The 14,037-nt window shown below is 66.9% G+C and carries 10 protein-coding genes; 3 read left to right on the forward strand and 7 right to left on the reverse strand.

Going from position 1 to position 14,037, the window contains the following annotated elements; genetic code table 11:
* Positions 1-23 precede the first annotated feature (23 nt).
* From BLP88_RS14760 to BLP88_RS14770, 3 genes are all read right to left on the reverse strand, one after another.
* Complete coding sequence (locus BLP88_RS14760) at positions 24-1,325, reverse strand: serpin family protein (protein WP_074590378.1); 1,302 nt, start codon at positions 1,323-1,325, stop codon at positions 24-26.
* A gap of 123 nt (positions 1,326-1,448) precedes the next feature.
* Positions 1,449-2,894 carry an amino acid permease gene (locus tag BLP88_RS14765; protein ID WP_074590379.1) on the reverse strand — a complete coding sequence of 482 codons (1,446 nt, stop codon included), beginning with the start codon at positions 2,892-2,894 and terminating at the stop codon, positions 1,449-1,451.
* Between the two features lie 186 nt (positions 2,895-3,080).
* Complete coding sequence (locus BLP88_RS14770) at positions 3,081-4,565, reverse strand: XRE family transcriptional regulator (protein WP_074590381.1); 1,485 nt, start codon at positions 4,563-4,565, stop codon at positions 3,081-3,083.
* Positions 4,566-4,699: 134 nt separating this feature from the next.
* Here BLP88_RS14770 and aceA point away from each other — a divergent pair, with 134 nt between their 5' ends.
* Together aceA and aceB are read left to right on the forward strand one after the other, a co-directional pair.
* Positions 4,700-6,040, forward strand: a complete 1,341-nt coding sequence (gene aceA / locus BLP88_RS14775; RefSeq protein WP_074590383.1) for an isocitrate lyase — start codon at positions 4,700-4,702, stop codon at positions 6,038-6,040.
* Positions 6,041-6,410: 370 nt separating this feature from the next.
* Entirely contained in the window at positions 6,411-8,063 is a 1,653-nt protein-coding gene (gene aceB, locus BLP88_RS14780) for a malate synthase A (RefSeq protein WP_074590384.1), read from the forward strand.
* A gap of 163 nt (positions 8,064-8,226) precedes the next feature.
* On the opposite strand, the gene BLP88_RS14785 is transcribed toward aceB, so the two are convergent.
* The 4 genes from BLP88_RS14785 to BLP88_RS14800 all read right to left on the reverse strand — a co-directional run bounded on the left by BLP88_RS14785 (position 8,227) and on the right by BLP88_RS14800 (position 12,871).
* Complete coding sequence (locus tag BLP88_RS14785; RefSeq protein WP_074590386.1) at positions 8,227-9,426, reverse strand: MFS transporter; 1,200 nt, start codon at positions 9,424-9,426, stop codon at positions 8,227-8,229.
* 100 nt (positions 9,427-9,526) lie between these two features.
* Entirely contained in the window at positions 9,527-10,282 is a 756-nt protein-coding gene (locus BLP88_RS14790; RefSeq protein ID WP_074590388.1) for a ThuA domain-containing protein, read from the reverse strand.
* Complete coding sequence (locus BLP88_RS14795) at positions 10,282-11,382, reverse strand: Gfo/Idh/MocA family protein (protein WP_074590390.1); 1,101 nt, start codon at positions 11,380-11,382, stop codon at positions 10,282-10,284. The genes BLP88_RS14790 and BLP88_RS14795 overlap by 1 nt, the downstream gene beginning before the upstream one ends.
* A 271-nt stretch (positions 11,383-11,653) precedes the next feature.
* On the reverse strand, positions 11,654-12,871 hold the full coding sequence (locus BLP88_RS14800; RefSeq protein ID WP_074590391.1) for an ROK family transcriptional regulator: 1,218 nt from the start codon (positions 12,869-12,871) through the stop codon (positions 11,654-11,656).
* 129 nt (positions 12,872-13,000) lie between these two features.
* Between BLP88_RS14800 and BLP88_RS14805 the strand changes: the two genes are divergently transcribed.
* A partial coding sequence (locus tag BLP88_RS14805; RefSeq protein WP_074590423.1) for a Gfo/Idh/MocA family protein occupies positions 13,001-14,037 on the forward strand: 1,037 nt, incomplete at its 3' end.

The raw sequence follows: 14,037 nt of genomic DNA on the forward strand, positions 1-14,037 counted from the left end.
GGCGCGCGCTAGCGGCACGCGGGCTACCGCGGGTCCGCCACCTGACCCATGAACAGGGGCAGGCCCGTTTCGAGGTGCACGATCTGGTAGTGGAACGGCCGGTCGAAGCTGATGCTGCGCGGCGGCATCACGGCGGCGGAGTCCCGGGCGTTGATCTGCGTGACGGCCGCGGCAACCGTGCCCTTCTCGGCCACCGTGATGTTGGCCGCCTGCGCCGCCGCCGTGAGGAACATTCCCGCCTGGATCGCGTTGAAGCCGGTGTCGGTGCTGAAGGTTTCCTTCAGCCCCATCCGGATGAGCATCTTCTTCAGGTCGAACTTGCTCTTGTGGTCCCATTTGGGCAGCTTGACCTCAACCGGCGACGGCGATGCGTGCTCCAGTGCCGCCGCTACCTCGGCGAGCGTCCCGGCGTCGAGGGTGGCTGAAGGGAGCGCTGTTCGCCCGGGCGTGCCGGCATCCGGCAGCACGAGCCGCATCGCGAAGCCCTCGGCGTAGGGCAGGTCGACGGCCTGCCAGCCCGTGTCCTTCGCGTACGCCACGTTCACGGTTCCTTCCATGGTGGGCACGTTGATCATTTCGCCGCCGGCCTTGGTGAAGGGGCGGTCACGGGTGTTCTCGGGGTCGAACGGCATGTTCCAGGCCGCGGCGAAATAGGCGGCATTCAGGAGGCTGAAGGTGTCCTCCGGGTCGAACTTCACCGGGGCCTTCTTGATGCGTCCGCCGGTGTTCTTGTCCACCCAGGCATCGATCGCCGACTCGGTCACCGCGGCGTTGCGGAAGTCCACAGGGTAGACCCCGGTGCCGTAGTGCCGGGCCAAGGTGTCCAGGTAGGCCTGGCCCGTCGGGGTGTCCTTGTGGATGAACAGTCCGTTGGCCACATGCATGACCGGTTTGCGCGGCGGGTTGTCCTCGTCCACCGAGCCGGGATCGCCGTCGTACTTTTCCAGGGAGGCGAGCAGCGCATTCATCGACTCGTCGCGGGCGGCGGCGGGCAGCCCGAGCACCGTGTCCATCTCCGCGGCGGTGGCCCCTGACGCTCCGGCGCGGAGCATGGACAGGGCGATCAGCAGGCTGCCGGGCGAGGAGACGACGTTGCCGTTGCGTTCCTCGCCGCCGTCGGCGATCAGCGTGGTGCCGAGTTTCAGCGAGGAAGCGCGGTGGGCGGCCAGTTCCCCGGGGTACGCGGAACTGCTGACGGCGGCCCTCCCGACGTCGGCCTTCTGCAGCGCCGGGGCCGACGGCGGAGCGCAGGAGGTCAGCAACGCTGCGGTAAGCAACCCTGCGGTTCCCAAGGCGAGCAGCCTGGCAAAGGGCTTGGTTTTCATGGTGGACCTCCCGCGATGGTGGCTGCTTTCAGTCAAGCAGCCACCACCCGGCGAGGCCATGGAAAGCCGGTCACGTTTGCGGCTCGCTTCGCTTGCAATTCCGCATACCCCGGCCCGCCATCGTTACTTCGAGGCGCCCACCGGGTCCTCGTCCTTTTCGGCCGCCTCGTCCTTTTCAGCCGCGGCGCGGCGGGCCTTGAGCTTCTTGTTCACCAGCGGCCAGAAGATGGCCAGCACGGCCACGGACACCAGGGAGGTCCACACCTGCGTGCGTCCGGAATCGCCGGAGAAGAGCATGACCACCACAATGCCGACGACGGCGGCGATCACCAGGATGCCCAGCCAGGGGTGCAGCCACATGCGCAGCTTCAGGGCCGCGGTTTCCTCAGGGGTCATCCGGGCCCGGGTGCGGAGCTGGGTCAGGGCAATGAAGGCGTAAACGAACAGTGCCACCAGGCCGGCCGAGTTCATGATGAAGTCGAAGATTCCCGAATCCGGTGCCGCGAAGTTGATGATCACGGCGGCGTATCCGCCCAGCGTGGAGGCGATCACGGCGGCCACCGGGATGCCGCCGGCGGACTTGCGGGCGATGATCTTCGGAGCGTAGCCCTGCTGGGCGATGGAGGAGAACATGCGGGCCGCCGAGTACAGGCCGGAGTTCAGCACGGAACACACGGCGGTGAGGATGACGGCGCTCATCACGACGTCGGCACCGGGCAAGCCGTAGAGGCTGAAGAGGTGGGCGAACGGTGCCTTTTCCTTGGGGTCGGGCAGCTGGTTCCACGGCACGATGGTGACGATCAGGAGCACAGCGCCGACGAAGAAGATCAGGATCCGCCAGATCACCGTGCTGGTGGCCTGCCGGACGCCCTTAGCCGGGTCCTCGGATTCGGAGGCGGCCATGACTGCGATTTCCGTGCCGAAGTAGGAGAAGATCACGATCGCCACGCCGCCGATCACGGCGCCGAAGCCTTCGGGCATGAAGCCGCCGTGCTCCCAGAGGTTAGGGACGGCGAACTGGGCATTGGGCCATAGGCCGAGGGCGAAGAGCGTGCCCACCACCAGGAAGACCACGATCGCTGCCACCTTGATGCTGGCCAGCCAGAATTCGGTTTCGCCGAAGGAGCGCAGGGACACCAGGTTGGCGCCGGTGAAGACCAGGAGCAGGAGGACCGAGAAGATCCACTGCGGAATCGAGGGGACCCAGCCGTGCAGGATGGAGCCGCCCACCACGGCCTCGTAGGCGATCACGCCCACCCAGAAATACCAGTACAGCCAGCCCACGAAGTAGCCGGCCCAGTCGCCGAGGCCGACGCGGGCGTACTCCATGAAGGAGCCGACGGCGGGACGGGCCGCCGCCATTTCGCCCAGCATGCGCATGGCAAGGAAGACCAGCAGGCCGCCGATCAGGTACGAGATCACGGCGGCGGGACCCACCGCGTGAATCACGTTGGCGGAGCCGACGAAGAGGCTGGAACCGATGATGCCACCGAGGGTGATCATGGTGACGTGTCTGGAACGGAGCTTCTTGGGTCCGTGGCTTTTTGCGCCGGAGGTGTCGGCTGACATGGGTACTTCTTTCTTTGGGGAGTGCAGCGCCCGGAGGGCACACGGCATCCTATGTGAAAGAAGCACCCGCCGTACAAACGGGAGCTTCCCTTTGCATCCCCCGCGCGAACTGGCAGATAATGCCCTGTTTTCGCGGATTTAAGGGCAACAACTGCCAGTTCGCGCGAATCGCCGTCCGAAGACGAGCTACCCCGAGTGGGCCTGCAGGAAGGCGTACACCTCGGTCTCGTCCACACCGGGGAAGGCGCCAGGCGGCATCGCGGCGAGCAAGTGCGAGTGCGCGCGGGCCGAGGGCCAGGCGTTTCCGGCCCACTCGGACGCGAGCGCCGCCGGCGGCCGCTTGCAGCAGACCGGGTCCGGGCAGGTCGAGGTGGCGCGCGCCGTCGTCTCCCTCCCCCGGAACCACTTGACGTGCTGGTACGGCACGCCGATGGACAGCGAGAACTGGCCCGACGCCGAGCGCTCGGTCCGTGCGGTGCACCAGTACGTGCCGGAGGGCGTGTCCGTGTACTGGGAGTAGGCGCTGAACTTGTCCGGCACGTCGAACACCGCTCGCGAGGTCCAGGCCTTGCACGACGGCTGGCCCTCGATCGCCCCGGTGTGGTCCTGCGGGAAGTTCACGCCGTCGTTCTCGTAGGCCTTGTAGATGATGCCGCTCTGGTGCGTCTTCTGGAAATGCGTGGTGATGCCCAGGTGCTTCGTGGCCAGGTTGGTGAAGCGGTGCGCGGCCGTCTCATAGGACACCGCGAAGGCGTCCCGGATGTCCTCGACGGCGATCTCCTTCGCAGCTTTCGCGCGCTGCAGGAATTCCACCGTGGTTTGTTCGGGCAGGAGCAGGGCGGCGGCAAAGTAGTTGGTGGCCACCCGCTGGGCCAGGAAATCTCCGTAGTTGCGGGGCGTCTCGTGCCCCAGGACGTAGTGTCCGAGGGCCTGCAGCAACACCGAGCGCGGATCGTGGTCCTGGCGCTGGTTCTGCGTGAGGTAAATTCTGCGGTTCTTCAAGTCCGTCACGGAGCGGGTGGAATGCGGCAGGTCACCCACATGGTGCAGGGTGAATCCAAGCTTCTCGGCGATGTCCGCGATGACGTGCTGGCTCAGCGGCCCGCCGCTGTACCCCACCTGCGTGAGGACCTTCTGCGCCTCGGCCTCGTACTCGGGGAAGTAGTTCCCGCGCTCACGCATCATGGCACGCAGCTCGCCGTTCGCGCGGCGGGCTTCTTCCGGCGTCGCCACCTGCTCGTTCATCTTCCGTTCGAGCTCATGCAGCAGCCCCACCTGCGCCTCCAGCACATCGAGGGGAAGCCGCGAGCTGACGCGGATTTTCGGCAGGTTGAGGGACTCGTACAGCGGCCCGCGCTGGTAGCGTTCCAACTCGATTTCCAGGGCCGCGCGGCGGCTGGGCGGCTCGGCCCCGAGCAGCTGTTCGATGCTCACGTTGAGCGCTCCGGCCAGGCCCTGCAGCAGGCCGAGTTTGGGTTCCCGCTTGCCGTTCTCAATGAGGCTCAACTGGCTGGCGGCGGTCCCGACGGCGGCGCCCAGTTCGTCCAGCGTGAGCCCGGCCTGTTTGCGCAGATGCCGCACGCGGCGGCCCAGGCTGATGACGTCCACTTCCGTAGTGGCAGCGGACGACGGCGGGACGGCAACTTCGCGGTTCCAGCTCGCAGGCGACATTTTTTGAGGATACGCGAAGAACTGCGTTTCTTTCCATCATTTTCCTCTGGAAACCCCTTGGAAAGTCCAGAAAAGTAGTTGTCACGGAAAAGTTCCACGGCAAGAAACCCAGTCAGCGTCAAAGGAGACAGACCATGACCGCAGCATTTGAACCAGAGCAGACCACCCCGCCCACCTCCTCCAAGGAAGACATTGAGCAGCAGGCCGCAGCGCTGGAACTCGAATGGGCTGCCAACCCGCGGTGGGAAGGCGTCACCCGTGATTACTCGGCCTCCGACGTCGTCCGCCTCCGCGGCCGCGTCTCCGAAGAGCACACCTTGGCCCGTCGCGGCTCCGAAAAGCTGTGGAAGCAGCTCACTGAAGAGGCTCCAACGGGCGGTTACACCAACGCCCTCGGCGCCCTCACCGGCAACCAGGCCGTGCAGCAGGTCAAGGCCGGCCTGCGCGCCATCTACCTGTCCGGCTGGCAGGTCGCCGCGGACGCGAACCTCTCCGGCCACACCTACCCGGACCAGTCCCTGTACCCGGCGAACTCGGTCCCCCAGGTTGTCCGGCGCATCAACAACGCCCTGCTGCGCGCCGACCAGATCGAATTCGCCGAAGGCATCCAGACCGTGGAGGACTGGCTGGTTCCGATCGTCGCCGACGCCGAGGCCGGCTTCGGCGGCCCGCTGAACGCCTACGAACTCATGAAGTCCATGATCGCCGCCGGCGCCTCGGGCGTTCACTGGGAGGACCAGCTGGCCTCCGAGAAGAAGTGCGGCCACCTGGGCGGCAAGGTCCTCATCCCCACCCAGCAGCACATCCGGACGCTGAACGCGGCCCGCCTGGCTGCCGACGTCGCCGGCACCCCCACCGTCGTCATCGCCCGCACCGACGCCGAGGCCGCAACCCTGATCACCTCCGACGTCGACGAACGCGACCGCGAGTTCATCACCGGCGAGCGCACGGCCGAAGGCTTCTACAAGGTCCGCAACGGCATCGAACCCTGCATCGCCCGCGCCAAGGCCTACGCCCCGTACTCCGACCTCATCTGGATGGAGACCGGCACCCCCGACCTCGAGCTGGCCAAGAAGTTCGCCGAGGCCGTCAAGGCAGAGTTCCCCGACCAGATGCTCTCCTACAACTGCTCGCCGTCGTTCAACTGGCGCAAGCACCTGGACGACGCCACCATCGCCAAGTTCCAGCGCGAGCTCGGCGCCATGGGCTTCACCTTCCAGTTCATCACCCTGGCCGGATTCCACGCCCTGAACTATTCCATGTTCGACCTCGCCCACGGCTACGCCCGCGAAGGCATGAGCGCCTACGTCGAACTCCAGGAAAAGGAATTCGCCTCCGAATCCCGCGGCTACACCGCAACCAAGCACCAGCGCGAAGTCGGCACCGGCTACTTCGACGACATCGCCACTGCGCTCAACCCGAACGCAAGCACCCTGGCCCTGGTGGGATCCACCGAAGAAGGCCAGTTCCACTAACCAACTTCCGACGACGGCTGGTTGCGTTCTGCGCCTCGCGTCCGGCCTGCGGACCGGCACTGCTCTGCCTGCTATTCCCCACGTCCCGGTTTTCGACCTCGCTGAGCGAGGACGGACCGGGACGCAGGGCCCCTTTTACGCAGGCTGCCGCAATACCGGCCTCTCCGGCCTCGTGCGTAAGGCGCCTTTCCGGCGGCCGGGCAAAAGTGATCCGGAAGCGTGCGTAAAAGGGGCCCTGTCCCCGTCCTCGGCCGAGCCTTGCGAGGCCCCAGGACGGGGATGGGGAATAGCACGCGGAGGATCGCTCTTGCCCGGCACCCAAGCCAACCGAGCCGCCGTCGAACATTTGCTTCTCAGAGGAGAGATCGACATGAACAGCTTCACCGACAGCTTCACCATCAATGGCATCACCCTGACCGCGCAGCCGATCTGCCGGCAGGGCGAGGTGCTTACTCCGGACGCCCTGGATTTCGTCGCGAAGCTGCACCGGGCGACGGCGGAGCGGCGCCAGGAGCTGATGCAGGCCCGGCACGCGCGCCGGGCACAGATTGCTTCGGGCCAGGATCCGCGGTTCCTGCCCGAGACCGAGGGCATCCGCAACGACCCGAACTGGCGCGTCGCTCCCCCGGCGCCGGGCCTGGAGGACCGCCGGGTGGAAATCACCGGCCCCGTGGACCGCAAGATGACCATCAACGCGCTGAACTCGGGCGCCAAGGTGTGGCTGGCGGACATGGAGGACTCCTCCACCCCCACGTGGCGCAACGTGATCCAGGGCCAGCTCAACCTGACCGACGCGCTGGAACGCCGCATCGACTTCACTTCCCCGGAGGGCAAGGAGTACCGGCTGCGCGATGACCAGGAGCTGCCCACCATCGTGGTCCGGCCGCGGGGCTGGCACCTGCCGGAGAAGCACATGCTGATCGACGGCAAGCCGATCGCCGGCGGCATCGTGGACTTCGGCCTGTTCTTCTTCCACAACGCCCGGCGCCTGCTGGCCCAGGGCCGCGGACCGTACTTCTACTTGCCGAAGATCGAGAACCACCTCGAGGCCCGGCTGTGGAACGACATCTTCGTGCTGGCCCAGGACCTGCTCGGCATCCCGCAGGGCACCATCCGCGCCACCGTGCTGATCGAGACCATCACGGCCGCGTTCGAGATGGAGGAAATCCTGTACGAACTGCGCGACCACGCCGCAGGCCTGAACGCCGGCCGCTGGGACTACATCTTCTCCCTGATCAAGAACTTCCGGACCCGCGGGCCGCGCTTCGTCCTGCCGGACCGCGGACAGGTCAGCATGACCCAGCCGTTCATGCGCTCCTACACCGAGCAGCTGGTGCGCGCCTGCCACCGCCGCGGCGCCATGGCGATCGGCGGCATGGCTGCCGCTGTCCCCAACCGCAAGGACGAGGCCGCCAACACGGCGTCCTTCGAGAAGGTCCGCTCGGACAAGACCCGCGAGGCCACCGACGGTTTCGACGGCTCCTGGGTTGCCCACCCGGACCTGGTGCCGGTGTGCCGTGAAGTGTTCGACGGCGTCCTCGGCGACCAACAGAACCAGCTGGACCGCTCGCGGGAGGACGTCACACCCGACGACCGCGCGCTGATCGACATTTCCACCACCGAGGGAAACATCACCGAGCAGGGAATCCGCATCAACATCGAGGTCGGGATCCGCTACATCGAATCGTGGCTGCGCGGCAACGGCGCCGTGGCCATCCACAACCTGATGGAGGACGCCGCCACCGCGGAGATCTCCCGCTCCCAGCTGTGGCAGTGGATCCACTCCCACGCGATCACCGAACACGGCGACATCATCACCCGCGAATGGGTGGAGGAACTGCTGGATGAGGAGTTCGCCCGGCTGGAACGCTTCGACGACGACCGCTTCACCGATGCCCGCAGCATCTTCGAAGAAGTCACCCTCGCCGAGGACTTCCCCACCTTCCTGACCATCCCGGCCTACGCCCGCTTCCTCACCGAAGCCAAGGAAAAAGCCAGCGAGGAAGAACTGATCGCCGCCTAGAAATTTCCGTCAGCCGGGCTGCCTGCACTCTTCGCAACAAGTGACCCCGAAGGCCGGGGAGGCAGCCCGGCGGCGGAACCACCCTTTTCATACAGCGCGAACTGGCAGCAGATGCCCCTAAGACCCAATTCAGAGGGCATCTGCTGCCAGTTCGCGCTTGGGTTTAAGAGGGGCGGCGCTTGCCTGCGCTCCGCACCGAGAGGGTGGTGCAGATGGCGAAGGCCAGCACGGAGCCCAGGATCACCAGCAGCGGCGGCGTCCAGTTGCCGGCCTGCTCGTGTACGAAGCCCACGGCGCTCGGGGCGATGGCCGCGAAAAAGTAGCCCACGCCCTGCACCAGGGCCGACATCCGGCCGGCCGTTGCCATGTCGGGAGCCACTTTGATCAGGGCAGAAAAGATGATGGTGAAGCCGCCGCCCTGCGCGATCCCGGCGCCGATGCACCACAGCCACCACCACGACGGCGCCAGCAGCAGGCCCACGGGAATGGTCGCCCACAGCGCACTCACGGTGAGGGCCACCGCCGTCGGGCTCCAATACTTGGCCAGCAGCGGAACCCCGAGCGATCCCACGATCGCCAGGACCTGGAAGATCGAGGCGCCGGCGCCGGCCTGGGTGGCCGTCATCCCGAGGGTGTCGCCCAGGAAGCTCGGCAGCCAGGTGGTGACGCCGTAATAGGAGAAGGCCTGGCCGGCGAAGCCGACGGTCAGCCCGGCGGTGATCCAGAAGACGCCGATCACCGGCACGGCGCCGGCCGCCCGCATCGGCGGCAGCGGAACGGGAACGAACGCGCGCCGCGGCCCGAACGCCATGGCCCACGCCGCCGTCGCCACCAACGCGAAAATCCCGACGGCGGCCAGCGCCGGCCGCCAGCCCACCACTTCCGCGATGGGTGCTGTGACCACCGAGGTCAGGAAGGCGCCGACGTTCAGGAACGCCGAGTACAGACCCATCGCGGTGCCTTGCCGCTTCGGCGAGACGTCGCGCCGGATGATCAGCGGAATGCAGATGTTCCCCACGGTGATCGCCAGGCCGATCAGCACGGTTCCCAGGAGTACGACGGCGGGTGCCCCGGCCGAGCGCAGCACCACGCCTGCCAGGACGCCCAGCAGGGTGAGGGTGACGGCGAACTCTGCACCGAACTTCCGCCCGGCCACGGCGGCGGCCGGCGAAGCGAGGGAGAAGCAAAGGACGGGGATGCTGGTCAGCAGGCCCAGGACCACAGGCGGGAAGCCGAGTTCGGCCTGCATGGTGTCCAGCACCGGCGCCACGGAGACGATCGGGCCGCGCATGCACAGCGAAATCAGGGCGATGCAGGCCAGGACCACCCAGCTGCGCGGGACGCGTGAGAACAAGCCGGTCATTTTTCGATCACTCTTCTTGCTATCACGGCAACGGCGCCCCGGTTGCGAAAACCGGGGCGCCGTTGTCGAAAATCACGCTGTCCAAGACGACGCGGATGACTTAGTTGTCCGGGCCGAGGTACCAGCCGCGCTGCGGGTTGGACACCTCCGGAGCCTCCCGGAAATGTTCTGGCTGCGCCACCCAGCCCACGCCGTTGGCGATCACCCTCTGGATCTGCGGCTGGTGGTAGACCGGGTAGTCCTGGTCGCCCGGGCTGAAGTAGAAGATCCGGCCCTTGCCGCGGGAGAAGGTCACGCCGGAGCGGAACACCTCGCCGCCTTCAAAGGAGCTGATGAAGATCAGGTCATCGGGCTCCGGGATGTCGAAGAGTTCGCCGTACATCTCCTGCTTGGGGATGACGATGGGGCTTTCGATGCCTGCCGCGATCGGGTGGGATGGCTTGACTGTCCACACGAGTTCGCGCTCGCCGTCGTTGCGCCATTTCAGGGAGCAGGTGGTGCCAAGCAGCCTGGTGAAGATCTTCGCGAAGTGCCCGGAGTGCAGCACCACCAGGCCCATGCCGCCAAGCACGTGGCGCTGCACCCGCTCCACCACCTCGTCGCTGACGTCGCCGTGGGCGATGTGGCCCCACCACAGGAGCACGTCGGTGCGGGCGAGCACCTCCTCGGACAGTCCGTGCTCCGGGTCGGCGAGGGTCGCCGTCGTGATGTCCGCGTCCGGGTAGAAGGTCCGCAGGCCGCCCGCGATGGCCCCGTGCATGCCCTCCGGGTACATTTCGGCCATGGTGGCCGGGTGGTTGTTGGCCTCGTGGACGCCCTCGTTCCAGACGACGATGTTCAGTTTGCGGTCGGCCATCAGAGACGGACCTCCCGGCCTTCGAGCGCGGACTGGTAGCAGGCGTCGATGATCAGCGCACGGTTCAGGGCCAGCGAGCCGTCGTGCCGGCCCCACTCCGCTTCCCCGCCGCGGACCGCGGCCACGAAGTCCTCCACCACCTGCTGATGCATGCCGTCGCGGCCGACTTTCGGCACGTAGTCGGCGTTCTCCACGCCGTTGTCCTTGAAGACGTGGAGCTGGTTCTTCTCCGGTTCTGCGTAGCCGGCCACCTTGAGTTCGGCGCCGCCGTCGGTGCCGTAGACGAGGAAGTTGATCTCGTCGTCCGGGTGCCGGTAGCTGGCCCAGCCCGCTTCGATGACCAGGGTGGCGCCGCCTTCGAGCCGCAGGAACGCGGAGGAGAAGTCCTCCACCTCGAACTTGTTGGAATTGGCGGTGGCCTTGTAGTTGGCGTTGCCGCCCAGGCCGCGCGGGCCAAGCTCTGCGTGGGTGCTGGCGGAGACCGCAAGCACCTTCGGCTCGCCCAGCAGGTGCAGGGCGTAGTCGAGGACGTGGACACCGATGTCGGCCAGCGGCCCGCCGCCGGCAAGTTCCGGGTTGGTGAACCAGCTGCCGAGCGTAGGGATGCCCTGGCGGCGCAGCCACGCGGCTTTGGCGTAGTACGGACGGCCGAGTTCGCCCTGGTCGATGACGGACTTGAGTGCCTGGATGTCGCCACGGCGGCGGTGGTTGAAGGCCACGTCCAGCACGCGGCCGGATTTGCGGGCCGCGTCCACCATGGCCTGGCCTTCGACCCCGTTGCGTGCGATCGGCTTCTCGCTCAGGACGTGGATACCCTTCTCCAGGGCGGCGATGGCGATCGGGGCGTGCAGGAAGGTGGGGACCGCGACGCTGATGGCGTCCAGTCCGGCCAGCTCGATCATGTCTTCCCAGCGGGCGAACGCGTGCGGGATGGAGTACTGCTCCTTCATTGCGGCCAGGAGCTCTTCCTCCATGCCCGCGGCGGCCACGATCTCGACGCCGTCGATCTTGCTGTAGGCCTCGAGGTGCTGCTGGCCGGCCCAACCGATGCCGACGACGCCTACCTTGAGGGTCGTGGACGTAGCGTGCTCAATGCTCACGGTTTCCTGTTCTTTCCTGGGTTCGTCGTGGAGGTGTTCGGTGCTTCAGAGCGCGAGTGGGCGTAGGAGCTTGTCCAGCGCCGCCGGCTACTTCTGATTTTCATCATGCAAAAGTCTGCAGTCAGATCGATATAAGTAAGTTTTCACGGACCGCAAAGGGGTGTCAATCAGCTAAGCGCTTTGATCCGCAAAACTTGCCCGCAGAAACAAATGACGCCCGCGGCCGGTGCCGCGGGCGTCATTCTGCAGATCCCGGAAAAAGAGGAAGAGGTCAGTTGCGCTGGGCCGCCGCCACCGCAGACTCCACCACCGCAGGGGACAGCACGTGGTCGATGACCATCCGGCTCGCGCCGAGAATGGCCGCCTCAGTGCCAGCCTTCGACTGTTCGATCCGCAAGTGGGACGTCGCCAGGGGCAGGGAGCGGCCGTAGACCGTCTCGCGGATCCCGGCCAGGAGCTGATCTCCGGCGCGCGAGAGGCTGCCGCCCACCACAATCACCGAAGGGTTGAGCATGTTGACGCAGATTGCCAGGACCTCCCCCACCTCGCGCCCGGCCTGCCGCAAAGCATGGATGGCCTGCACGTTTCCTTGCGCGGCCAGGTCTACAATGTCCGAGCCGGAGGAGGCCTGCACGCCCTGCGCAGCCAGCTTTGCCACCAGCGCTGGCCCCGCCGCGAGGGCTTCAAGGCAGCCCGTGTTGCCGCAGCGGCACAGGACCCCTTCGCCGCCGGGGACACGCACGTGGCCAAGGTCGCCCGAGGTGCCGTCGGCGCCGCGCTGGAGCTGGCCGCTGCTGATGATGCCGGCCCCGACGCCGGTGGCCAGCTTGATGAAAAGCAGGTCGTCATAGGCGCTCCAGTGCGCGTACCGCTCGCCCAGCGCCATGATGTTGACGTCGTTGTCCACCAGCACTTCGGCGTCGATTCCTTGACGGATGTAGCCCACCACGTCGAAGCCGTCCCAGCCGGGCATGATGGGCGGCTTCACCGGCATGCCGCTGCCGTGCTCCACCGGGCCTGGAACGCCGATGCCCACGCCTGCGATGTCCTCCGCCTTGCGGCCGATGCCCTCAAGCAGCTTGCGGCCGTTCTCGAGGATCCAGCCAAGGACCTTTTCCGGTCCTTCGGCGACGTCGAGCGCTTCGGAATGCCGGGCAAGAACGTCGCCGTTCAGGTCGGTGACGGCCACCGCGGCATGGCTCGCTCCGACGTCGGCGGCAAGTACCAGCCGCACGCCGGCATTGAAGGCAAATTTCGACGGCGGCCTGCCGCCTGACGAGGCCGCCTCGCCGGCCGGACCCACCAGCCCGAGACCCGTCAGGGCGTCGATCCGTGCGGCGACGGTAGTGCGCGCCAGGCCTGTCTGTTCGGCAAGTTCGGCGCGGGTCCGGGCTTTGCCGTCCCGGAGCAGCTGAAATAGATCGCCCGCACGGGCGAGCACACCGGCCTCGGCCGCAGGCCTCTCCGGGCGCTGGGTACTGGTCACCATGGTTAAGGAATAGCACAACGGGCGGGGTAACGGGCCGCTTCAGGCGCTCGAAAGCTGAACTTTTGATTGACTCGGGGCAAAAGTGACCGTAGTTTCGAGTGAAACGCCATCCATCGAGGGGATTCCCGCATGACTACTCTGGACCCGTCCGCCCGGCAGCGCCCGTTGGGGGTGGCTGTGATTGGTTATGCCTTCATGGGGAAGGCGCATTCGAATGCGTGGCGGAACGTGGGCGCTTTCTTCGGGGTCCCGGCCTTTGAGCGGAAGGTGCTCGTGGGCCGGGACGCGGAACTGGTGGCAGAGGCCGCAGCGAAGTACGGGTGGGCCGAATCCGCCACGGACTGGCGTTCGGTGATCGGCCGGGAGGACATCGACATCATCGATATCTGCGCCCCGGGGTGGATGCACGCCGAGATCGCGGTCGCCGCCCTCGCCGCGGGCAAGCACGTGCTCGTGGAAAAACCCCTCGCCAACACCCTGGCCGAAGCCGAAGCGATGGTTGCCGCCGCTGTTGCTGCCCGGGCCCGCGGCGTGCAGTCCATGATCGGCTTCAACTACCGCCGGGTCCCGGCCCTGGCCCTCGCCCGCGAACTCATCGACGAGGGCCGGCTCGGCACCGTCCGGCACATCCGCGCCGCCTACCTGCAGGACTGGCTCTCCGACGCCCAATCCCCGATGACCTGGCGCCTGCGCAAGGACACCGCCGGGTCCGGGGCCCTGGGCGACATCGCCTCCCACGCCATCGACCAGGTCCTCTACCTCCTCGGCGACACCGTCACCGAGGTGTCCGGCCGCCTCCACACCTTCGTCACCACCCGCCCCGGCCCCGATGGTCCGGAAGAGGTCACGGTCGACGACGCCGCCTGGGCCACCCTGACCCTGGCCTCCGGAGCCATCGCCTCCGTGGAAGCCTCCCGCGTCGCCACCGGCCAGAAGAACAGCCTCACACTCGAAATCTACGGCGACAAAGGCACCATCCTGTTCGACCTCGAGGCCCTGAACGAGCTCGGCTTCCTGGACGCCACCGTTCCGGTCCGCGAACAGGGCTTCCGCCGCATCCTCGTCAACGAACCCGACCACCCCTACATGGACGCCTGGTGGCCCCAAGGCCATGTGATCGGCTGGGAACACACCTTCACCCACCAAATCCGCGACTTCCTGCACGC

Origin of the sequence: Arthrobacter cupressi (genome assembly GCF_900099975.1) — a bacterium.
Classification (GTDB): domain Bacteria; phylum Actinomycetota; class Actinomycetes; order Actinomycetales; family Micrococcaceae; genus Arthrobacter; species Arthrobacter cupressi.

Excerpts from the sequence above, each read along its gene's own strand:
- aceB (WP_074590384.1), top strand. The coding sequence starts at position 6,411 with ATGAACAGCTTCACCGACAGCTTCACCATCAATGGCATCACCCTGACC.
- aceA (WP_074590383.1), top strand. The coding sequence starts at position 4,700 with ATGACCGCAGCATTTGAACCAGAGCAGACCACCCCGCCCACCTCCTCC.
- BLP88_RS14790 (WP_074590388.1), bottom strand. The coding sequence starts at position 10,282 with ATGGCCGACCGCAAACTGAACATCGTCGTCTGGAACGAGGGCGTCCAC.
- BLP88_RS14765 (WP_074590379.1), bottom strand. The coding sequence starts at position 2,894 with ATGTCAGCCGACACCTCCGGCGCAAAAAGCCACGGACCCAAGAAGCTC.
- BLP88_RS14760 (WP_074590378.1), bottom strand. The coding sequence starts at position 1,325 with ATGAAAACCAAGCCCTTTGCCAGGCTGCTCGCCTTGGGAACCGCAGGG.
- BLP88_RS14785 (WP_074590386.1), bottom strand. The coding sequence starts at position 9,426 with ATGACCGGCTTGTTCTCACGCGTCCCGCGCAGCTGGGTGGTCCTGGCC.
- BLP88_RS14770 (WP_074590381.1), bottom strand. The coding sequence starts at position 4,565 with ATGTCGCCTGCGAGCTGGAACCGCGAAGTTGCCGTCCCGCCGTCGTCC.
- BLP88_RS14800 (WP_074590391.1), bottom strand. The coding sequence starts at position 12,871 with ATGGTGACCAGTACCCAGCGCCCGGAGAGGCCTGCGGCCGAGGCCGGT.